This is a genomic window from uncultured Sphingomonas sp. (assembly GCF_913778135.1).
Classification (GTDB): Bacteria; Pseudomonadota; Alphaproteobacteria; order Sphingomonadales; family Sphingomonadaceae; genus Sphingomonas.
Map to the genome: position 1 here is coordinate 1 of NZ_CAJYVU010000056.1, position 19216 is coordinate 19216.

Sequence of the window (19216 nt, forward strand, 5' to 3'; positions counted from 1 at the left end):
CGCGTCGCGCCCCTCGATCGTCAGCACCGGGCCGTTCACCGCATCGAGCGGCAGCACGCCCGACGATCGCCACCGGAACGACAGCCGGCAATCGCGATAGTCGCGCCGCGTCTCATACCCCAGCAGCACGTGATCGTGCCGGTCCACGCTCTCCCAGATCAGCCCGGCCAGATCGTCGCACCGATAGAAGACCGCATCGACTCGCAGCGCATCCGCCGCGATCGTCGTCACCGCCGCCATCATCGGCCGGGGAAAGTTAACCGTCCAGAACACCGGATCGAACCGCGACACCAACCCCGTCGCCTGTCCCCCACGCGCGGCATGGAGGTGAAACCCTGTCGTCACCCGCCCCTCCCTCGTTGCTGTCATCAACCAGGCCGCCAACCCGGATCGCGAACGCCCTCAATTAGCCCGCGTCTTCCAGCGCCCGCCGCACCGCGCGCGCCACCTGCCGGCTCGATCGCGCCATCGCCTCGGGCGCGGCACCGGCGGGCGCGTTGAGCGTGATCGCCACCCGCACATCGCGCGTGCCGCTGCTTGCGCCGTTCGCCACCACTTGTCCGCTCGCGGTCGGCACGAACACCTCCGGCCCACGCTCGCCCACCATGTATGCCCGCCCCGGCGACACCGGTCCGCCCGTCGCGCGTCCGGGCAAGCCTAGCAGCCCGAGCAATCCGGTCAGTAATCCGCTACCCGCCGCACCCTCGGCGCCAACGCCTAGGCTGCCGTTCCCCGCCGTCACCGCCGCCTGCGCGATCTCCGACAGTGCCGACAGCGCGACTCCGCGCAGATCGTCGAACCCCAGTTTTCCCGTCCTGACCGCACGCGCCAGCGCCGTCTCGACCGCGCGCCCGGCACGGTCAGCGCCCGCCGCAAACGGTCCGTCCAGCGCCGCGCGCATCTCGCCCACGTCGCGCGCGAACCCCGCGGTGTCGGCGCGCACGCCGATCACCAGCCGCTCGATTTCCTCATCCATCCGGATATCGCTCCCGCAATCGCGCCAGCATGTCGCCGTCCAGCGGCACGCCGGCATCTTCCGCACCGCCCGTCATTGCCTCGAACAGCGCCGCCACCTCGTCGGGTGTCGCGCGCCAGAACGCGTCGGGCGACCAGCCCCAGGCGACACTCGCCACCCCCGCCAGCCGCCGCGCGGCGAGCGCGAAATCACCCGCCACCTAGCGCCCCGACAGCACCTGCCGCAGCAGCAGCTTCAGCACCGGCGTCACCGCCGCCAGCCCGGCCTCCGCCACCGCCTCGCCCAACCGCTCGCGCGTGACCGCTTCGGGCGCGTCGTGGCGGCAGTGCCAGAACAGCGCCACCATCTCGGCCAGCGTCATGCGCCCATCCGACGCACGCTCGACCAGCGCGAATAGCGATCCCAACTCGCCCTCCGCCGCCACCAGCCGCGCGAACGTCGGGCGCAGCAGCAGCGCCGCGCCACCGACCCGCAACGCCGCCTCCCCCCTCATCGGGTTTGCAGGGGCAGGGTTGGCGGGCAGGGAACTCGCCGCGCTCACGAACTCACCACATTGCTTGAGAGGATCGGACCGGAGCTTTCCAGCGACAGCGTGTAACTGCGCTCGCCGTTGTAATCCCCGGCATAGTCCAGCCGCGTGACCAGGAACTGCCCCGTCATCGCCTCGCCGCTCTCGAACGTCAGCCGGTAATCGTCGATCGTGCCCGCTAACGCGCTCGACTTGACGCGCAACTCCGCGTCCGACCCCGTGAACACGCCCGCGCCCGACACGCTGACGTGCCTGACGCCCGCGCCCGACAGCAATTCGCGCCACCCGCCCGAATCCTTGCTCGTCACCGCGACCGCCTCGCCGTTCACCGACACCTGCGTCGTACGCAGCCCCGCCACCGTCCGATACGCCACCGGACTGCCGCCATCCCCGACCTTCAACAGAAACGCCGACCCCTTCTCCACCGCCATCATTTCCTCCTTAACAAGTGTGTGCGCCTCACGAAGGACGCATCCCTCACCCCATCCATCACCCCGCCAACACCCGCACACGGTGATCCACCATCGCCGCCCACTGGCCCTTGCCGCTCGCCACCACGCTCGACCGCAGCAGCACCACGCTCGCCACCCGCCAGCCGTCCAGCTCGCGCGGCAAACCCGCCACCGCCGCCTCGACCGCCGTCGCCAACACGCCCGCGCGCGCCGGCGAGTCCCCGCGGTCGCGCACCGTCACCGCGATGCGCAGCTCGCGCCCCATCGCGTCCTTGGTGCTCCAGTCGCTCGCCACCACGTCGCCCAGCAGCACGAACGGCACCGCCGCGCTCACCCCCGCCCCCTCCCACACGCCGTTCACGCCGCCGATCGCCCGCAGCCGCGCCAGCACACCGGCGCGCACCGCCGCTGCGGCCCCGATCCCGCCGTTGATCGCGCTCCCCTCACCCATCCGCCCCTCCCGTCACCGCACCCAAGCCGCGACATCGCGCAGCACCGCCTCCTCGACGCGCCGCGCATGCAAGGCGGGCGCGCTCACACCCACGCGACCGTCCTTCGCCTCGACCACCACGCCCGGCACGTCGCGCAACCGCGCCGCCAACCGCGCGATCACGCTCGCAACCGCGCGCGCCGCACGCCGCTCGGCCTCGCGCTGCAGCTGCTGCTCGAACCCGCCGCTCACGCATGCACCGCGCGGGCCAGCGCCAGCCGGCGGAACGGCCGCCACAGCGCGGTCACCGCCGCTGGCACCGGCGCCTCGCCGCCGCGATGCTCGAACAGGTGCGCCGCTAGCATCACCACGCCTTGCCGAACCGCCACCGGCAGCCCGGCCCAGTCGCTCGCCAGCCCCGCACGCACCGTCACGCTCGCCCGCCGCGCCGTGCGCACCCAGCCGCGCGCCTCCGCATCCACGTCGACCGCGTAATCCGCGATCGGCAGCGCCGTGCCCGCCGCCACCACCGCGGTGATCGCCGACACCGGCACGAGCGGCAGCAGCTGCCACGCCGCACCCGCCTCCACCACCACCGATGCCTCGCGCGCGATCAGCACCTGCCCTAGGAACTGCTCCGCCACGCCCAGCGCCGCCTCCGCATAGCCCGCGATCAGCCCGTCCTCTTCGCCGCTCGCCACGCGCAGCTGCCCCTTGATCGCCGCCACCGCCGACGCACGATCCTCCCCGCCCAGCGCCGCTGCGCCGGGCCCGTTCGTCACCGTCATTGCCGCACCCCCGTGCTCTCTTCAGCCGCGCCGTCAGACGGAGGCGGCGGTGCCGCCACCGCTGCCCGCCGTGGCATCTCCCTGGATCGCCTTGGCAATCCAGGGGTGCCCGCACTTACGCCGCGGCGAACTTCATCAGCTTGATCGCCTCGCTGTTCGACACGCACCCGCCGACACGCTTGGTCGCGTAGAAGGTCACGAACGGCTTGTTCGAATAGGGATCGCGCAGCACGTTGGTCTCGCTGCGCTCCGCGATCAGATATCCCGCCTTGAAGTTGCCGAACGCGATCGACAGGCTGTTCGCCGCGATGTCGGGCATGTCCTCCGCCTCGACCACTGCGTAACCGAGCAGCGTCGCCGGCTGTCCGCTCGTCAGGCTCGGCTGCCACAGGAACTGCCCGTCGGCGGTCTTGAACTTGCGGATGCGCGCCGCGGTCGACGCGTTCATCACCCAGCACGCACCCTGCCGGTACGGCGCACGGAGCGACTGCACCAGGTCGATCAACCGCTCGGGCGCGCCGCTGCCGAAATCGCCCGCCGCTCCGCTCGCCAGATATTGCAGCGTCCCGAAGGCGCGCGTCGCGTCGCCCGCATTGCTCGTCGCGGCTTGCAGGAACCCGCGCGGACGGTTGACGCCGTTGCCGTTCACGAACGCCGCGCCCTCTGCCTTGGCGAACTCCGCCGCGATCTCGCCCGCCAGCCAGCCCTCGACGTCGAACAATGCATCATCCAGCATCGCCTGGCTCGCCGACGGGTTGGCGAACAGCTCGCCCATCGGCGGCGCGATCTCGGCGAAGACGGGCGTCGCCGTCGCCGGCCGCGCATCGGTCTCCGCTGCCCAGCCCGACGGCGTACCCCCCGTCGTCACCAGCTTGCGATATCCCGCCGACCCCACCTGCACCACGCTGGCGATGCTGCGGATCGGGCTGGCGCTCTTCAGCGTCGCGTCGATCACCGCGTCGATCTCCTTCGGGATCGCGTAGCCGCCGGCATCCCCGATCACCCCGGTGAACGCCTTGGTCTCGATCACCGCGCCCGACCGGACGAAGCCGTTGAACGCACCCGCCACCTCACGCGCACCGTCCAGCACCGGGCGCACCACCACGTCGTTCATGCACATTCTCCCACACGAAAAGACCCCGCCCGCAAGCGCGAACGAGGCCATCAGGACGAGGCCATCCGCCCCGCCCGAACCAGAAATGACCGGGAACTCCCTAGGCGGCGCTCACCCGCTCCACCCGCGCCGCCGGCTGCATCGGCACCGCGACCAGGCTCACCTCGGCAAGGTCGGCGCGCAGGATCTCGCGCCACGCACCGCGGCGCACCACGCGCGCGCGGTACCCGACCGACAGCCCCGGCAAAGCACCCGCACTGACCAGCCGTGCCACCCCGGCATCCGCGACCACCGCCGTCACCCGAAGTCCGCGCGCATCCTCACCAATTGCCTCGATCCGCCCGACCGCACCCCCGCGATGCTGCACCAGCAGCGGCACCTGACCCACGCCCGCGAACGCACCGCTGCGCATCACGTCACCCGCGCGATCAGGCGCATCGAACACCGCGGCATAGCCCTCGACGCGGATCACTTGACCCACTCGCCGAAGCCCAGCTTCACCGCGAGCCCCAGCAGCAGCAACGCGCACGCCATCCGCGCCACCCACGCGATCAACGCCTTCCACGCCGACCGTTTCGCGTCGCGCCACGCCTTCAGCAATTCGCGCAGCTCGGCGACATCCGCGCCCGCCGCCGCATCGGCCAGCCCCAGTAGCGTCAGCGCGCGCGTCGCGCCCAGCTCGCCCGCTTCCTCCGCGATCGCGCGCAACGTCGCCATGTCGGCCCCGCGCTCCCCGGCCTGCGCCATCAGTTGCGCCAGCACGCCCGCGGCTCCGCTTGCCCCCGCCGCGCTCATGCCCAGCCAACCATCTGGCGCTTCTCGTCGCGCGTGACGAAATCCGCCGCCGCGACCATCCGCCACAACCGCTCGCGGTCCTCGACCAGCGCGGGCACCATGTCCATGTCAACTTCCAGCACCGCATCGCTGAACCACTCGGCCAGCCCCTCGCGCATTGCCGACAGGATCGCCCCCGCCAGCGGCAGCACGCTCAGCCGCCACAATGCCTTGTTCGCTTCCTTGTAGTTCGCGTGCGTGCTGTCGCCCGGCAGCCCGAGCAGCATCGACGGCACGCCGAACGCCAGCGCGATCTCGCGCGCCGCCGCCGCTTTCGTCGCCACGAAGTCCATGTCGGCGGGCGTCAGGCTCATCGCCTGCCACTTCAATCCACCCTCCAGCAGCATCGGCCGCCCCGCGTTCGCCGCGCCCTGGAACCCTGCCTCCATCTCCTCCTTCAACCGCCGGAACTGCTCCGCCGACAGAGTCGCACCGTCGCCCGCGTCGTACACCAGCGCGCCCGATGGCCGGGCGGCATTGTCGAGCAGCGCCTTGTTCCACGCCGCTGCCGCATTGTGGATTGCGATCGCACCCGACGCCGCACCCAGGCAGCCAAGCCCGTAATGATCGTCGACCGGATTGAACGCGCGCACGTGGATCACGCTTTCCGCCGGCAACCGCGTCACCCGCTCGGCAACGGTGTAGCGATACGCCGCCGGCCAGCCGCTGGCGTCGGGCTCGACGCTCACCCGCTCTGGCCGCAGCGCGAACAACGCCGCTGGGCGCCCATCCTCACCCCGCCCGATCTGCACGAACGCATTGCCGTGAAGCAGCAACTGCGCCGCCACCGTCTCCATCAACCCGCGTCGCGCGACCAGCGCGCGCAAGGCTTCGTCCGCGACGTTCAGCGGCGCACCCCCGACGCTCTCCGCCACCAGCTTCACCGCGCGCTGCGCCACCGCGTTGCGGCAGTAACCGGCGCGCACCTGCGCCTCATAGGACGCGGGCCATTCGCCGACCTCCACGCGCACCCCGCCGCCCAACACGCGCGACAACACCGGACGCGACCCCTCGCGCCCGGGCTTCCACCCGAACCATGCCATATTTTACCCCCAAACGAAAAAGCCCCGCCGAAGCGGGGCTTTTCAAGAAGATGCGTTGCGCCGGATCAGCCGCAGGCGATCCGGCGTGTCTCTCGCTCATAACGCGGCTGATCGTCCTGTCCCGGCGCCGGCCGCGACAGCGTCTCGCGCACCACGCGATTGGACACCCACGCCGCGAAGCGCGCATCATGACGCGCCTTGGCGTTCTTCATCAATTCGTTCTGCTGATCGCGATTGAGCGGGGCTGTCATCTCTGCCTTTCCTTCAGGCCATTCAATATCTCGAGCGCGCCGATGTTCCTCACGCGCGTTCCATCATCCACGTATGCTGGCCGTTCCAGCTATTCGATTTACCGGCTCTATATCCCTTGCCAGCGAAGATCGCACATATCTGATGGTACTTCGTTAACGCCGCGGGCGGCAGGTGCGCCACCTGCGTGACCATGCTTACGAGCGGCGGCTCCACGTCGTCAATCAACATGTCCACGAGCGTACATATAAGCGAGCGCACCTCGGCCCTCAAGTATGGCTCGATAAGCAGGTGCTGCGTATCTGCCCCATCCCAATACGCCATCACGTCGCCGCCCGCATCGGCCGCAGTGATGTTGAACACCAGCTCGTAGCCCGGAATGTCGGCATAGCCTGTCAACGGGGACAAGGCCACGAACGCGGAATAGGTCGTCCCTTCCACGTCGTCATACCCGATCGCCGCGCGTGCGATGAACTCGCCATCGCCGGTCAGCCGATCAACTGCCACCTCTCCCGTCAGATCAAGCGTGGACACGAACATGACCGATGCGATGCCAGCCTCGTCGTACAGCGGCAACGGCGCTTCCTTACCCCAGCACCCGCACGCTCGCTGGCCCACGCGCATCCAGCATCAGCGCGCTTAGCGCCCACACGCACGCGTCGGCGCGGTCGGGTGATCGACCCGGCCCCTCGTACCCGCCGCCCGCCTGCATTCCCGCCAGCTCGTCCTCCAGCGCCGGGAACGCGCCCGCGTGCCACACCCGTCGCACTTCGTAGAGCGCGGCGACCGGCTCGGCGCGCGCCGACTTGCCGCGGCTCGCGTGCACCAGCGTCACCGGCAACGCCGCATCCTTCGCGCGCAGCACCTCGCCGACCATGTCGCCGCCCTGGTTCTTCTCCGCGACGATCCGGTCGGCGCCGTGCCGCGCCGCGCATCCCGCCACCGCGCGCGCCCAGGCATCGGGCGAGGCACCCGCAACGCTCGCATCCTCCAGCACATAGCCGCAATCGTCGACGCCCAGCCCGGCCGCGACGATCCCGCACGCGTCGCCGTCCGCGCTCGCCGGCGGGTCGACCCCCACGACCACGCGCCGGAGTACCGGCACCGCGCCCGCGCGCACTCGCTGCCGGTCGATCAACGCGCGCGTCCACAGCGCGCCGACCACGTCCGCCATCATCTCGCCCTCCAGCTCCTGCCGCCCCAGCCGCGTCCCGCCGTACGCCGCCTCCATCGCCGACACGAACCGCGCCGGCAGATGCGGGTTGTCGCGCGTCGCCCCGCGCGTCTCGACCGTGCCCGCCGCGGTCATCACCTGCCGCATCAGCGCGGTCGTGCGCGGCGTCGTCGTCACCAGCGCGCGCGGATCATTCCCCAGCCGCAGCCCCATCAGCAGGTTGTTCCACGCCTCCACCCCCTTCCATTTGCCGAGTTCGTCGGCCCAGGCGAAATGGTGCTCGGGCCCGCGCAAGGATTCCGCGTTCGCCGCGGAATAGACCGTCGCCACTGCGCCCGAGGGCCAGCGCACCTCGCCCGCCGTCGGCTTCCACACGACGGCCGCGTCAGCGCCCGCCACCGCGATCACCCCGCTCGGCCCTTCCACCATGACGCGGCGCGCATCCTCGATCGTCGCGCCGACCAGCGCCACGCGCACCGCCGCGCTGCGCGCCGCCGCATTGACCCATTCCGCGCCTGCGCGCGTCTTGCCGAAGCCGCGCCCGGCGCGGATCAGCCACACCTGCCAGTCTCCCGGCGGCGCCAACTGGCCCTCGTGCGCGCGCAGCGACCAGCGCCCCGCCAGCTCGCGGCGGTGTCCGACCGGCAATTGCCGCAGGATGCGCGTGCGCGCGGCCGGTGATAGCCGCGCCAGCCGCTCGGCCGGCGTGGCAGGCGGCTCCTCCTCCCCCGCCCCGCTCACCGCGCGCTCTGCCGCTCGAGCTTGTCGAGCAGTGCCGTCAGCCGCGCATCCGTATCCGCCTCGCTCGGCGGCGCGACGCGCATCGTGCCTCCCGCCGTCCCGCGCGCGTACCGGCCCAGCATCGACAGCACGAAACGCAGATCGGCGTCGCTCGCGCGTCGTTCGACCAGCCGGGTGACCTGGCTTCCCGCCACGATGGCGCGCGCGCGTTCGTCATCCTCCGGCATCGCCTCAGGGTCGATCGCGTCCGGCAGCCGCTCCAGCGCGTAGCGCAGCGCCTCCGTCTCCAGCCGGGCATAGCCGCTCGCCAGCGCCTCGTCCCACGCGGTTGCGAAAGCCGCATCCTTGCGCCGCGCCCGGTAGGCCAGGCTGTAATCCATTTCAGCGGCCTGACTGGCAAGCCGGACATTGCACGTCGCGGCCAGCACCTCGATGAAGCGCGATCGCCTGGCATCGGTCAAACCCGTGCGGCGGGCACGAACCTTCTGCACCAGCCGCGAATTGCCCGCGCGCAGCACCAGCGTGCCGCCCGTCCCCCCGTCATCCATCGCCGCTCCCCCATCTACATCGAGCGCGGCACGCAGGTGCGACGAGGCAACCGGCCTCGGCCAGCGCGCCACAACGGCAACGGGCCGGTGCAGCGGAGTGTGTCACCCCAGCCGCCCGGCCCGTCGTCGCATCATCTCGATGTTCTTGTTTTGTACACAAACAGCGTTACGCTGTCAAGCACTTCTTCCACCCTGACGCGGCGGCTCAGCTGCGCGACGCATCGCCCCGACGCTCCGCCAGCGCGCGCAGGATCTCGCCGTGCCGCGTCGCATCCAGGCGATAGAACAGGCACGTCACCGCCGCCGCCAGCGCCAGCACACCCGCGACCGGGCCGTAGATGACACCGATCGCGGTCACCGTGCCGGGCGGGAGCTGCAACGGTGCCGCCCCCACCGGAGCCGCGTGCGCCCCGCTACTGCCCGCCGGAAATCCGATCACCTGCAGCGCCAGTCCCGAGATCAGCGAACCGAACCCCGACGCGGCCTTGCTGGCGAACGCCCAGCCCGCGAAATACAGCCCCTCCTGCCGCCCGCCGAACAGATATTCGTGCTCGTCCGCCGCGTCCGCCATCATCGAAGCAAAGGCGATCGCCGCGGTCGCCATCAACATCCCGCCGAGCAGGATCGCGCCCGCCAGCAGGGCGACGGGCGGCCCACTGCGGTCGGGCAGCACGCCGATCAGTCGCAACGTCGTCGGCACCGCAAGCGCGCTACCCAGCCCGATCACGCCGATCACCAGCATCGTGCGCTTCTCCAGCCGGCGCAGCATCGGCCCCGCCAGCGGCGCGCCCAGCAGCAGCCCGCCGAACAGCGACAGTGTCACGACCTGGATCTGCTCGGACGACATGCGCCAGAAATAGGTGTTGGCATGGATGCCGAGCGTCGAATGGATCGCCGACGCGGTGAACAGCAGCAGTGCGGCGAGGAAGAGCGTGCGGAACGACGCGTTGCGGAACAGCTCGCCCAATTGCCGCAGCAGCCGCAGGTGCGCGGCGTCCGTGCCCGCCACCGCGACATGCTGGCGCGCCGCCATCCGGTGCAGCGACCACATCGACGCGCCCGCGCCCACCGCGACCAGCGCCGCCAGCGTCGCCGCGAACGGCAGATAGGCACCGCGCTGCGACAGCCCGCCCGGCCCCGACAGGAACACGCCGAAGCCCAGCAGCACCGTCGCCATTGCCGCCAGCATGCCGATGCCCCAGCGCCACGCCGCGATCGACGATCGCTCGTCGTAATCGTCGCTCAACTCCGCCCCGGCTGCATTGTACGGAAGCACGAACAGCGAGATCGACGTGCGCAGCCCGATCGACGCCGCGGTCAACCACGCGACCAGCCTGCCCGTCGGCCAGCCGGCGGGCAGCGAGAACAGCATGACGAGCGACAGCATCGTGCCCGGCAAGCCCAGCGCCATGAACGGCAGCCGCCGCCCGAATCGCGAGCGCAACGCGTCCGACGCCGATCCGATCAGCGGGTCGACCACCGCGTCGACGACCAGCCCCGCCGCCAGCGCAAACCCCACCAGCGCCGCGGGCAAACCGCAGACCGCCGTCGCGTAGAAGAACAGAAAGATGTTGATCGCCTGCGACGCGACCCCGTCGAGCACCGCGCCGGTCGCGTAGCCGACCTTCTGCCCGACCCCCAGCTTCGGCAGCGCACGCCCCGCGCCCCTGCCGCCGGCCGGTTTGCTGTCGGACGAAGCGATCGTGGTCATTCAAACCCTCCCGGCCTGCGGAGAAGGGCTCAACCGCACGCTGCCCCACCGCCCGACTGCCGATCAGCGCTCAACCTGCTGCATGCGTCAGCTGTCGGGATCGTCCAGGGGCTTGCGAACGACATCTCTCCTGTCGTGATCCTGCTCCGTGGCACTACCCTCGTCAACACACTTGCGGTCTTGACAGTATGTTTGCTTGAAGATCAGATGACAACAACCGGCGCGATCGCCGGATCGGGAGAGACATCGTGACGGCAAACAAGGAGCGCGCCCGATCCAGCGCGAGTGCTGTCACACACCGGCGACCGTCAGCATCGGCAAGCCCGTGACGCTGCCGACCGCGACATCGCTGAGCGCGTTCATGCGCGACCGCTCCTACAAGCCCTTCGCTTCTTCGATCCACGCCTCTCGCACGCTCGATACGCGCAGACGCTCGCCGACGACACACGTCGCCGCATCGGCGTCGCTATCGAGCGCAAGGTTCGACCCATGCCTCACCCGGGAATTTACACGTGAATAATGGTCGCCGCCACTTCCCAATCGGCTTCCTGTGGGGCTCCGCCACCGCGGGCCATCAGGTCGAGGGTGACAATTGGAACAGCGACTGCTGGGCGCTCGAACACGCGCAACCGTCCATCTTCAAGGAACCGTCGGGCGACGCGGTCGACCAGTGGAACCGCTTCGACGACGACATGGCGCTGCTCTCCGCCATCGGGCTGGGCGCTTACCGCTTCGGGATCGAATGGTCGCGGATCGAGCCGCAGGAAGGCATTTTCTCGCAGGCCGCACTCGATCACTACCAGCGCTGCATCGACGCGTGTCTCCAGCGCGGTATCGTCCCAATCGTGACGTTCAGTCATTTCACTATTCCGCTCTGGGTCGCGCGGCGTGGCGGGATGATGTCCGACGCCTTCCCCGCGCTGTTCGCGCGCTACTGCGACCATGCCGCGCGGGCGCTTCGGGGTATCGCTTACGCCTGCACGATGAACGAGCTGAACGTGCCGCTCATCATCGACGACGTCGCGACCGGGCTGTTCGCGGGCGAGGACGGTCCGGCAAAGAAAGCCGCGGCGGAGGCCACGCTCGGCGCGCCGATCACCAGCAATTTTCTCTTCACGCCCGGCGAGGCACTGTTGCGAAACGGACTCGGCGCGCACGCCGCCGCGCGCGACGCGATCAAGGCCGCGGCCCCCGACATCCAGGTCGGCATCACGCTGTCGCTGCAGGATGAGCAGGCCGAGCCGGGCGCGGAGGCCGTGCGCGCCGCGCGGATCGCGAAGATGGTGACGCCCTTCCTCGACGCGGTGCGCGGCGACGACTTCATCGGCGTGCAGACCTACACCCGCACCACCTCGCGCCGCGACGGCAGCCACAGCCCGGAGCCCGATCACCCGCTGACCGTCATGGGCTACGAGGACCGGCCGCAGGCACTCGCCGAGGTGTGCCGCTTTGTCTGGGAACAGACGGGCACGCCGATCCTGGTGACCGAGAACGGCTTCTCGGGCGACGACGACGCGCGCCGCGCCGCCTTTGTCGAGGAATCGCTCGCCGCGCTTCACGGCGCGATCGCCGACGGTGTTCAGGTGCGCGGCTATTGCTACTGGTCGCTGCTCGACAATTACGAGTGGATGGCGGGCTATGGCCCAAAGTTCGGACTGATCGGCGTCGACCGCACCACGCAGAAACGCCGGATCAAGCCGTCCGCGCTCGCCTACGGAGCAATCGCCCGCGCCAACGGGTTCGGTGCGGACATCCAGGAGCAATCCACGCCGCACCTGACCGGCGGCACGCCGCTCGGCGTGGCCTAAGGCAATGAGCGCGCGAACAGCGGCATTGAACATGAACCCGCCGCCTGCCGAAACCGATAAGGCCCGCTCCGACAACGCCAGGCGACCGCGCCGCACGCAGGAGCAGCGCACCGCCGAGACGCGCGCGGCATTGTTCGAGGCCGCGGTCGTGATGATCGACCGCCACGGCTATGCCGGCGCCAACAATGCCTCGATCGCCGATCAGGCGGGCGTCAGCCGCGGTGCGATCACGCATCATTTCACCACCCGCGCCGCCTTCATGGCGGAGGTGGTGCGCTGGGTGTTCGAGCAGGAAATCGCGCATTACACCCGGCTCGCCAGCGAGCGCCCCGGCGCGCTCCGGGCAAGCGACTGGCCCCAGATCCTGTGGGAGGTGTTCTCGCGCCCCTCGGGCGTCGCGGTGATGGAGATCCTCGTCGCCTCGCGCAGCGACGCCGACCTCGCCGAACTCACGCGTCCGATGCAGCTCGAGATCGAGCGGCGCGGCGCGCAGAACTACTTCCACCACGCCGAGGTGACCGCGGCCGAGATGGCGGTGATCCGCATGAGCGTCTGGGCGGTGCGCGGCATGACGATGGGCCGCTCGTTCACCGATGGTCCCGGCAGCATGGAGGACGCGGTCGCGCTGCTCGGCCAGGTGCTCGGCCGCGCCGCGCCCACCGGCAGCATCCGCCAATTGGTCGATCTCGCAAAATGACGCGCTTGAGCGATCCGGGTGCGGCCCCCGCGCCTTTCGCGCCGATCGACGACCCCTCGCCCGCGGGCGCGATCCCGCTCGTCTACACCCCCAACGGACAACAGCGCGCCGACGAGAGCTGGTTCCTGCTCAACGGACAGGCGACCGCGCGCAACACCGCGCATCCGACGCTGACGCCGTTTCTGCCCGATCCTTCGCTCGCGACCGGCGCGGCGATGATCGTCGCGCCCGGCGGCGGCTTCGCGGTCGCGTCGCTGGAGAACGAGGGCTGGCCCGTCGCCGAATGGCTGGCCGCGCACGGCGTCGCCGCCTTCGTGCTCAAATACCGGCTCGAGCCGACCCCCGCCGCCGCGGCGGACTTCCAGGTCGCGATGATGCAGCGCATCGCCGCGGCGATGGCGCAGGCCGGGCGCGTCGAATTGGCGGTGCCGGATGCCGCCACTGCCGACGCGCGCGCCGCGCTGCGGCTGGTGCGTGCGCGCGCGGCCGCGTGGCGCGTCGACCCGGCCCGCGTCGGCGTGCTCGGCTTCTCGGCCGGCGCGATGACCGCGCTGTCGCTCGTCCAGCCGAACGCGGCGGACGCGCGCCCCGACCTGATCGGCGCGATCTATCCGTCGATGAAGGCGATGTCCGTTCCCGCCGACGCGCCGCCACTGTTCATCGCGATGGCGGCCGACGATCCGCTGTTCGGTCGCCAGGGCTACAATCTCGCCGCCGGCTGGCGCGCCGCCGATCGCCCGGTCGAGCTGCACGTCTATCAGAACGGCGGCCACGGCTTCGGCATGGGACGCGAGGGCGCCACCAGCCTCTACTGGCGCCGCGCCTTTGCCGACTGGCTCGCGCTTCACGGCTGGGTCGATCAAGGCGCGCACCGCTCGCGCGAGAACGAGGAGCCACCAGCGCATCGCTAGAAAACGACCGCCGCGCCACCGAGCGCGGCGGCGCCACGAAGGAGAGAGAGGATGAACTGGAAGATCGTCGCGGCAAGCCTGCTCGCGTGCCTGTGCGCCGCGCCCGGATCGGCCGCATCATACCAGCCGACGGGCGCGATCGAGCAGAAATACGCCGCCGATGGCCCGTGGGCGACGACCACCACCGCGACGACGCAAGGCTGCGACCGCGAGGGCAATCTGTGCGACATCTGGTACCCGGCCGATCTCGGCAGCAATCCGCTTCGCGGCCAGCAGGGCGGGTTCCGCCACCCGGTGATCGTCTTCGCCAACGGCACGGCCGATAGCGTGCCGGCACAGAAGAACGGCTTCTTCCTGCGCCATCTGGCGAGCTGGGGCTTCGTCGTCATCCGCTCGCGCGACGGCAATAGCGGCAACGGCGACACCGTTCGCGACGTGGCGGCGTATATCAAGGCGCAGGACAATGATCCGCGCAGCGTGTTCCACAACCGGATCGACGAGGAAAAGCTGGGGCTCACCGGTCACTCGCAAGGTGCGGCAACCGCGGTGAAGCTGTTCTCGCTCGGCAACAGCCCGTTCAAGACCTTCGTGCCGATCGAAACGCCCGAGCGCGTCGTCTGCCTCATCGTCGATTGCGCGATCGCACCCGGCGCGCTGACCGGGGTGACCGCCGGATCGATCTTCTTCGTCGGCGGCAATCTCGACCCCGTCTCGCCGCTGCCGGTGAACCTCGGCTACTACCTTCCGGTCTCTAACCGCGTCGACAAGGTGATGGGCATGGTCGCGCTCGGCAGCCACAACGAGATCGAGGGCGATCCCGCCTGTCCTGCGGGCGGACTGCCCGGCGCGTGCAACATCGGTGTCCAGCCGATGCTCGGCTATCCCACCGCCTGGTTCATGTGGAAGCTGCAAGGCGCATCGGACGGGCCCGCCGCGTTCGCGCGCAACGGCGAACTCGCGCATGCCGCGCCCAATTGGCTCGGGGAAGCGAGCAACATCGATGACTAACGCCACACCGCGCGTCGCCGTGCTGATCGTGCTGGCCCTCGCCCTCGCCGCCGGCTTCTTCTGGGCGGCGAGGCGACAGGTGGCGGCACCGCCCACCGATGGAGTGGTTATCGTACGCGAGGGTGACGCCCCACCGCTCGCGCAGCGCAGTCTCGCACCGGCAGCCGTCCCGACGAACACCGTGGCGTCGGCTGCGCGCGACGCGTCGGCGACCGACCGGGCGATCCTGCGCGCGCTCGGCCTGCCGGCGGGCGCCACCCTCGTCGATGTGGCGCCCGGCAACGCCGCCGCGCAGGCGACCTGCGGGCTGGTCGCGTCCACACCGAATAACCAGCCCCGACGCTTCGTCTATCTCGGGCTGGCAGGTCTTGGCGCGCTCGACGACGGCGGCGCGGAGTTCGCGCAACTCCACGACCGCATGTGTCTTCGCCACTGACGTAACCCGACCCCAACACCGGGCGGTGCCGTGACGCGCCCGGCATGATAGGCGGACGCCATGTCGAAAACACAGAGCACGGCGGGCACCGTCACCGTCGACGGGGTCGCCTACGACTGGCACCTCCAGCGCGAGCCGCACGAATCCGATGACGAGGGCTGGAAGGGCATGACGATCGCCTTGGTCGCGCACAATGCGAAGCGCGCGGCATGGGTCGAATTTCCCGCGCCCAAGCGGCTTCTGAAAGGCCTGCCCCGCGGCCGGCTGCAACTCGACGACGCGACGATCGCACGATGCGTGCGCGCCGCCTTGTCGGCCGGCTGGGAGCCGATGTCGCGCGGCAAGCCGATGGTGTTCACCGTCGATGCTCAGGGCAATTGAAGCTTGGGGCTGATTGGTCGCTTGGAGCTGATTGGTTGCGTGGGGCGATCGATCGCCCGCACTCGGCAATTGCGCCCGTCGTCGTGTACGGGGTCGATCAACAAAGTTTCGGTGTCACCGTGAATTATCGTCATTCGTTCCATGCCGGCAACAGCGCCGATGTCGTCAAACACGCGCTGCTGATCGCGCTCGTCCGGGCGTTGCAGCAGAAAGAGGGCGCGCTGACCCTGATCGACACGCATGCCGGCTGCGGGCTGTACGACCTCCAGGGCGACCAGGCGCAACGCACCGGCGAGTCCGTCCACGGCGTGCTGCGCGCCTTCGCGGACCAGAACGCCCTGCTCGACGAGTACCGCGCTGCGGTACAGGCGGTGAACGCCGCGGGCGACCTGCGCCTCTACCCCGGGTCGCCGCGCGTTCTGGCGCAGTTGCTGCGCCCGCAGGACGCCCTGATCCTCAACGAAAAGCATCCCGACGACGCGCGCACGCTGCGCGCGGCGATGCGCGACACGCCCGCGGCCGTCCACGAACGCGACGCCTACGAACTCTGGCTGGCGATGGTGCCGCCGCGCACGGCGCGCGGCGTGGTGGTGGTCGATCCGCCCTATGAACAAATCGACGAGCGCGCGCGCATCACCGCCACCCTCGCGCTCGCGCAGCGCAAATGGGGGCACGGCGTGACGGTGATCTGGTATCCGCTAAAGGACCGTGCCGCGCATCGCCGCTGGACGGACGAGATGCGCGCACTCGCCATTCCCAAGTTCCTGACGATCGAACACTGGCTGTACGACGACGATCAACCCGGCGTGTACAACGGCGCAGGACTGTTCATCGTCAACCCGCCCTACGCCTTCACGCAAGCGCTGCCGCCGCTGCTCGACGCGCTGCGTAATGCGCTCGCGCCCGAGGGGCATCGGGGCGAGCTCAGCGCGAATTGGCTGGGTACAGCGTAACCCTGCTTCGCAACCCGCCCACGCGCGGTTGCGTAGAGATCGAAGCGGCGACCGGGGCAGGTGCGACACCCGCCCCGGCCCGCTCGTCACTGGTGCGTGTCGTAGCGGTCAGCCATCATCACCTTGTTCCACACCGCGACGAAATCACGCACGAAGCGCGCCTCGCCGGTCGACGCGGCATAGACCTCGCTGATCGCGCGCAACTGCGAATTCGCGCCGAAGATCAGGTCGCAGCGGCTGGCGGTGTAGCGCTGGTCGCCGCTGTCGCGATCACGCAGCGCGAACGTGTCACCGTCGCTTTTCGCCCATTCGTAATCCATGCTGGTCACGACGGTGAAGAAGTCGTTCGACAGCGTGCCGGCACGCTCGGTCAGCACGCCGGTGTCCGAGCCATCCCAATTGGCGCCGAGCGCGCGCAAGCCCGCGGTCAGCACCGCCCACTCAGGCGCACTGAGCGCCAGCAGGTTGGCGCGATCGAGGAACATCTGCTCGGGCGCGATCTTGCCGCCGGTCACGTCCTCGAACCGGTCGTCGACATAGTTGCGGAAGCCGTCGACCATCGGGCGCAGCCACTCGAAACTGTCGGCGTCGGTGCGGTCGTCGGTCGTGTCCATCCGCCCGGGCGTGAACGGCACGTCGACCGCGTGCCCGCCGTCCGCCGCCGCGCGCTCCACCGCCGCGCAGCCGCCCAGTACGATCAGGTCGGCGAGCGAGACGCGCTTGCCGCCCGCGGACCTCGCGTTGAAATCGTCGGCGATCCCACGCAACCGCTCGATCACCGGCATCGCGCGCCGGTTGACCGCCCAGTCCTTCTGCGGCGCGAGTGCGATCCGCGCGCCGTTCGCCCCGCCGCGCTTGTCGGTGTCACGGTAGGTCGACGCAGCCGAAAAGGCGGTAAACGCGAGGTCGGACACCGACACGCCGCTATTCAGGATCGCCTGCTTCAACTGCGCGATGTCGCCCGCGTCGATCAGCGGGTGGTCGACCGGCGGAATCGGATCCTGCCACAGCAGATCGTCCTCGATCGTCCGCTCTTCGCCCAGGTACCGCTCCTTCGGGCCCATGTCGCGGTGCGTCAGCTTGTACCACGCCTTCGAGAATTGCAGCGTGAAGTAATCGAAATCGGTCAGGAACCGCTCGCAGATCGGGCGATAGACGGGGTCGTCCTTCAACGCGATGTCGCTGGTCATCATCATCAGCGGGTGCGTCTTGCCCGGAATATGCGCGTCGGGGGTACGCGGCGCGTTCGGGTCCTTGGGCGTCCATTGCAGCGCGCCCGCCGGGCTCTTGGTCTGCTCCCACTCGTATTTGAACAGGTTCTCCAGGTAGCTGTTGTCCCAGGTCGTCGGATCGGGGGTCCAGCTGCCCTCGATGCCGTTGGTCATCGTGTTCTCGGCGTTGCCCTGCCCTTGCGGGTTGTGCCAGCCTAGCCCCATCTGCTCGATAGGCGCCATCTCGGGCGGCGCGCCGATGCGGTCGGGCGCGACCATGCCGTGGCTCTTGCCGAAGGCGTGCCCGCCCGCGATCAGCGCCACCGTCTCCTCGTCGTTCATCGCCATGCGCGTGAAGGCGATGCGGATGTCGCGCGCCGATTCGAGCGGGTCGCCGCTCTTGTTCGGGCCTTCGGGATCGACGTAGATGATCGCCTGGTTGGTCGCGGCGAGCGGCTGTTCCAAGTCATAGTCCGCGTCGCCGTTCTCACCCCGCCACCGCTCCGAGCGGTCGGTCATCTTGTCGAATGACTCGACCGTGGACATGTTGACGTATTCGGGACCCCAATAGGTCGCGTCGTCCGCCTCCCACGCGTCGTGCCGCCCGCCGGCATAGCCGTAGGTCGGGAAGTTCATGATCTCGAGCGCGCAATTGCCGACCAGCACCATCAGGTCGCCCCACGACAGCGCGTCGCCGTATTTCTGCTTGATCGGCCAGATCAGCCGGCGCGACTTGTCGGTGTTGCCATTGTCCCACCAGCTGTCGATCGGCGCGAAGCGCTGCATCGCCTCGCCAGCCCCGCCGCGCCCGTCGGCGATGCGATAGGTGCCCGCCGCGTGCCACGCCATGCGGATCATCTGCGGACCGTAATTGCCGTAATCGGACGGCCACCACGACACCGATGTCTGCAGGAACTGCTTGATCTCGGCCTTGAGCGCCTGAAGATCGATCGCCTCGAACGCGGCCTTGTAGTCGAATTCCTCGCCCAGCGGATTGGCGCGCGGGCCGTTGCGGTGCAGCTGCTCGACCCGCAGGCGGTTGGGATACCAGTCCTGCAACGTCGGCTTGCTGCCGAACGCCCCGCCCAGCCGGTCGCCGCCGAACGGACACTTGCCCGCCAGTACGTCCTTATAGTCTTCCATCATCGATCCTCGGTGTTGAAGCAGGTGTTCGGGTTAGAACGTCGACGCTGCGATCAGTCCGTGCCCGTTCTCGATGTCG

The 19216-nt window shown here is 69.7% G+C and carries 24 protein-coding genes and 1 pseudogene; 7 read left to right on the forward strand and 18 right to left on the reverse strand.

The features are described 5' to 3' along the window. The 17 genes and pseudogenes from QZ847_RS05800 to QZ847_RS05880 all read right to left on the reverse strand — a co-directional run. Window positions 1-345 (reverse strand): annotated as a pseudogene (locus QZ847_RS05800) (TIGR02217 family protein); the annotation flags it as partial. A 61-nt stretch (window positions 346-406) separates the two neighbouring features. Then, window positions 407-976, reverse strand: a complete 570-nt coding sequence (locus QZ847_RS05805) for a tail tape measure protein (protein ID WP_294354156.1) — start codon at window positions 974-976, stop codon at window positions 407-409. Then, complete coding sequence (locus QZ847_RS05810; RefSeq protein WP_294354159.1) at window positions 969-1175, reverse strand: phage tail assembly chaperone; 207 nt, start codon at window positions 1173-1175, stop codon at window positions 969-971. The genes QZ847_RS05805 and QZ847_RS05810 overlap by 8 nt, the downstream gene beginning before the upstream one ends. Beyond that, complete coding sequence (locus QZ847_RS05815; protein WP_294354163.1) at window positions 1176-1469, reverse strand: gene transfer agent family protein; 294 nt, start codon at window positions 1467-1469, stop codon at window positions 1176-1178. A gap of 44 nt (window positions 1470-1513) precedes the next feature. Next, window positions 1514-1936, reverse strand: a complete 423-nt coding sequence (locus tag QZ847_RS05820; protein ID WP_294354165.1) for a phage major tail protein, TP901-1 family — start codon at window positions 1934-1936, stop codon at window positions 1514-1516. 58 nt (window positions 1937-1994) lie between these two features. Continuing rightward, on the reverse strand, window positions 1995-2408 hold the full coding sequence (locus tag QZ847_RS05825; protein ID WP_294354167.1) for a DUF3168 domain-containing protein: 414 nt from the start codon (window positions 2406-2408) through the stop codon (window positions 1995-1997). A gap of 12 nt (window positions 2409-2420) precedes the next feature. Then, window positions 2421-2639 (reverse strand): hypothetical protein, encoded by a 219-nt coding sequence (locus tag QZ847_RS05830; RefSeq protein ID WP_294354171.1) that lies wholly within the window; start codon window positions 2637-2639, stop codon window positions 2421-2423. After that, window positions 2636-3175, reverse strand: coding sequence for a hypothetical protein (locus QZ847_RS05835; RefSeq protein ID WP_294354172.1), 540 nt, complete (start codon window positions 3173-3175; stop codon window positions 2636-2638). The genes QZ847_RS05830 and QZ847_RS05835 overlap by 4 nt, the downstream gene beginning before the upstream one ends. Before the next feature lie 115 nt (window positions 3176-3290). Further along, window positions 3291-4289: a phage major capsid protein gene (locus QZ847_RS05840; RefSeq protein WP_294354175.1), complete on the reverse strand. Its 999-nt coding sequence runs from the start codon at window positions 4287-4289 to the stop codon at window positions 3291-3293. Between the two features lie 100 nt (window positions 4290-4389). After that, window positions 4390-4770, reverse strand: a complete 381-nt coding sequence (locus tag QZ847_RS05845; RefSeq protein WP_294354177.1) for an HK97 family phage prohead protease — start codon at window positions 4768-4770, stop codon at window positions 4390-4392. Next, window positions 4758-5084, reverse strand: a complete 327-nt coding sequence (locus QZ847_RS05850; protein WP_294354180.1) for a DUF6127 family protein — start codon at window positions 5082-5084, stop codon at window positions 4758-4760. Before QZ847_RS05850 ends, QZ847_RS05845 begins: the two co-directional genes overlap by 13 nt. Next, window positions 5081-6166, reverse strand: a complete 1086-nt coding sequence (locus QZ847_RS05855; protein WP_294354182.1) for a phage portal protein — start codon at window positions 6164-6166, stop codon at window positions 5081-5083. The genes QZ847_RS05850 and QZ847_RS05855 overlap by 4 nt, the downstream gene beginning before the upstream one ends. A 65-nt stretch (window positions 6167-6231) precedes the next feature. Next, entirely contained in the window at window positions 6232-6417 is a 186-nt protein-coding gene (locus tag QZ847_RS05860; protein ID WP_294354184.1) for a hypothetical protein, read from the reverse strand. Window positions 6418-6466: 49 nt separating this feature from the next. Continuing rightward, window positions 6467-6991, reverse strand: a complete 525-nt coding sequence (locus tag QZ847_RS05865; protein ID WP_294354187.1) for a hypothetical protein — start codon at window positions 6989-6991, stop codon at window positions 6467-6469. A gap of 10 nt (window positions 6992-7001) precedes the next feature. After that, entirely contained in the window at window positions 7002-8330 is a 1329-nt protein-coding gene (locus QZ847_RS05870) for a terminase family protein (RefSeq protein WP_294354189.1), read from the reverse strand. Continuing rightward, window positions 8327-8878: a hypothetical protein gene (locus QZ847_RS05875; protein ID WP_294354192.1), complete on the reverse strand. Its 552-nt coding sequence runs from the start codon at window positions 8876-8878 to the stop codon at window positions 8327-8329. The genes QZ847_RS05870 and QZ847_RS05875 overlap by 4 nt, the downstream gene beginning before the upstream one ends. 205 nt (window positions 8879-9083) lie before the next feature. Further along, window positions 9084-10589, reverse strand: coding sequence for an MFS transporter (locus tag QZ847_RS05880; RefSeq protein ID WP_294354196.1), 1506 nt, complete (start codon window positions 10587-10589; stop codon window positions 9084-9086). A 512-nt stretch (window positions 10590-11101) separates the two neighbouring features. Here QZ847_RS05880 and QZ847_RS05885 point away from each other — a divergent pair. The 7 genes from QZ847_RS05885 (at window position 11102) to rlmJ (ending at window position 16783) form a co-directional block, all read left to right on the forward strand. Continuing rightward, entirely contained in the window at window positions 11102-12397 is a 1296-nt protein-coding gene (locus QZ847_RS05885) for a family 1 glycosylhydrolase (protein ID WP_294354199.1), read from the forward strand. A gap of 31 nt (window positions 12398-12428) precedes the next feature. Beyond that, complete coding sequence (locus QZ847_RS05890) at window positions 12429-13094, forward strand: TetR/AcrR family transcriptional regulator (RefSeq protein WP_294354201.1); 666 nt, start codon at window positions 12429-12431, stop codon at window positions 13092-13094. Further along, on the forward strand, window positions 13091-14005 hold the full coding sequence (locus tag QZ847_RS05895) for an alpha/beta hydrolase (protein ID WP_294354202.1): 915 nt from the start codon (window positions 13091-13093) through the stop codon (window positions 14003-14005). Before QZ847_RS05890 ends, QZ847_RS05895 begins: the two co-directional genes overlap by 4 nt. Before the next feature lie 51 nt (window positions 14006-14056). Continuing rightward, on the forward strand, window positions 14057-15013 hold the full coding sequence (locus QZ847_RS05900; protein ID WP_294354206.1) for a hypothetical protein: 957 nt from the start codon (window positions 14057-14059) through the stop codon (window positions 15011-15013). Beyond that, a complete protein-coding gene (locus QZ847_RS05905; protein WP_294354208.1) occupies window positions 15006-15449 on the forward strand; it encodes a hypothetical protein in 444 nt (147 codons plus the stop codon). The genes QZ847_RS05900 and QZ847_RS05905 overlap by 8 nt, the downstream gene beginning before the upstream one ends. Window positions 15450-15509: 60 nt before the next feature. Then, the gene (locus QZ847_RS05910) at window positions 15510-15830 is read left to right on the forward strand and encodes a hypothetical protein (protein WP_294354210.1); all 321 of its coding nucleotides are present in this window, start codon (window positions 15510-15512) and stop codon (window positions 15828-15830) included. 119 nt (window positions 15831-15949) lie between these two features. Further along, complete coding sequence (gene rlmJ, locus QZ847_RS05915) at window positions 15950-16783, forward strand: 23S rRNA (adenine(2030)-N(6))-methyltransferase RlmJ (protein ID WP_294354263.1); 834 nt, start codon at window positions 15950-15952, stop codon at window positions 16781-16783. A gap of 86 nt (window positions 16784-16869) precedes the next feature. Here the strand turns inward: rlmJ and katG are convergent, their stop codons facing one another. Continuing rightward, on the reverse strand, window positions 16870-19137 hold the full coding sequence (gene katG / locus QZ847_RS05920; protein WP_294354213.1) for a catalase/peroxidase HPI: 2268 nt from the start codon (window positions 19135-19137) through the stop codon (window positions 16870-16872). Window positions 19138-19216: the final 79 nt, after the last annotated feature.

Coding starts and splice junctions, on each gene's coding strand:
- QZ847_RS05805 (WP_294354156.1), bottom strand. CDS start 976: ATGGATGAGGAAATCGAGCGGCTGGTGATCGGCGTGCGCGCCGACACC.
- QZ847_RS05815 (WP_294354163.1), bottom strand. CDS start 1,469: ATGAGGGGGGAGGCGGCGTTGCGGGTCGGTGGCGCGGCGCTGCTGCTG.
- QZ847_RS05820 (WP_294354165.1), bottom strand. CDS start 1,936: ATGGCGGTGGAGAAGGGGTCGGCGTTTCTGTTGAAGGTCGGGGATGGC.
- QZ847_RS05825 (WP_294354167.1), bottom strand. CDS start 2,408: ATGGGTGAGGGGAGCGCGATCAACGGCGGGATCGGGGCCGCAGCGGCG.
- QZ847_RS05835 (WP_294354172.1), bottom strand. CDS start 3,175: ATGACGGTGACGAACGGGCCCGGCGCAGCGGCGCTGGGCGGGGAGGAT.
- QZ847_RS05840 (WP_294354175.1), bottom strand. CDS start 4,289: ATGAACGACGTGGTGGTGCGCCCGGTGCTGGACGGTGCGCGTGAGGTG.
- QZ847_RS05850 (WP_294354180.1), bottom strand. CDS start 5,084: ATGAGCGCGGCGGGGGCAAGCGGAGCCGCGGGCGTGCTGGCGCAACTG.
- QZ847_RS05855 (WP_294354182.1), bottom strand. CDS start 6,166: ATGGCATGGTTCGGGTGGAAGCCCGGGCGCGAGGGGTCGCGTCCGGTG.
- QZ847_RS05860 (WP_294354184.1), bottom strand. CDS start 6,417: ATGACAGCCCCGCTCAATCGCGATCAGCAGAACGAATTGATGAAGAAC.
- QZ847_RS05875 (WP_294354192.1), bottom strand. CDS start 8,878: ATGGATGACGGGGGGACGGGCGGCACGCTGGTGCTGCGCGCGGGCAAT.
- QZ847_RS05880 (WP_294354196.1), bottom strand. CDS start 10,589: ATGACCACGATCGCTTCGTCCGACAGCAAACCGGCCGGCGGCAGGGGC.
- QZ847_RS05890 (WP_294354201.1), top strand. CDS start 12,429: ATGAACCCGCCGCCTGCCGAAACCGATAAGGCCCGCTCCGACAACGCC.
- QZ847_RS05895 (WP_294354202.1), top strand. CDS start 13,091: ATGACGCGCTTGAGCGATCCGGGTGCGGCCCCCGCGCCTTTCGCGCCG.
- QZ847_RS05900 (WP_294354206.1), top strand. CDS start 14,057: ATGAACTGGAAGATCGTCGCGGCAAGCCTGCTCGCGTGCCTGTGCGCC.
- QZ847_RS05905 (WP_294354208.1), top strand. CDS start 15,006: ATGACTAACGCCACACCGCGCGTCGCCGTGCTGATCGTGCTGGCCCTC.
- QZ847_RS05910 (WP_294354210.1), top strand. CDS start 15,510: ATGTCGAAAACACAGAGCACGGCGGGCACCGTCACCGTCGACGGGGTC.
- katG (WP_294354213.1), bottom strand. CDS start 19,137: ATGGAAGACTATAAGGACGTACTGGCGGGCAAGTGTCCGTTCGGCGGC.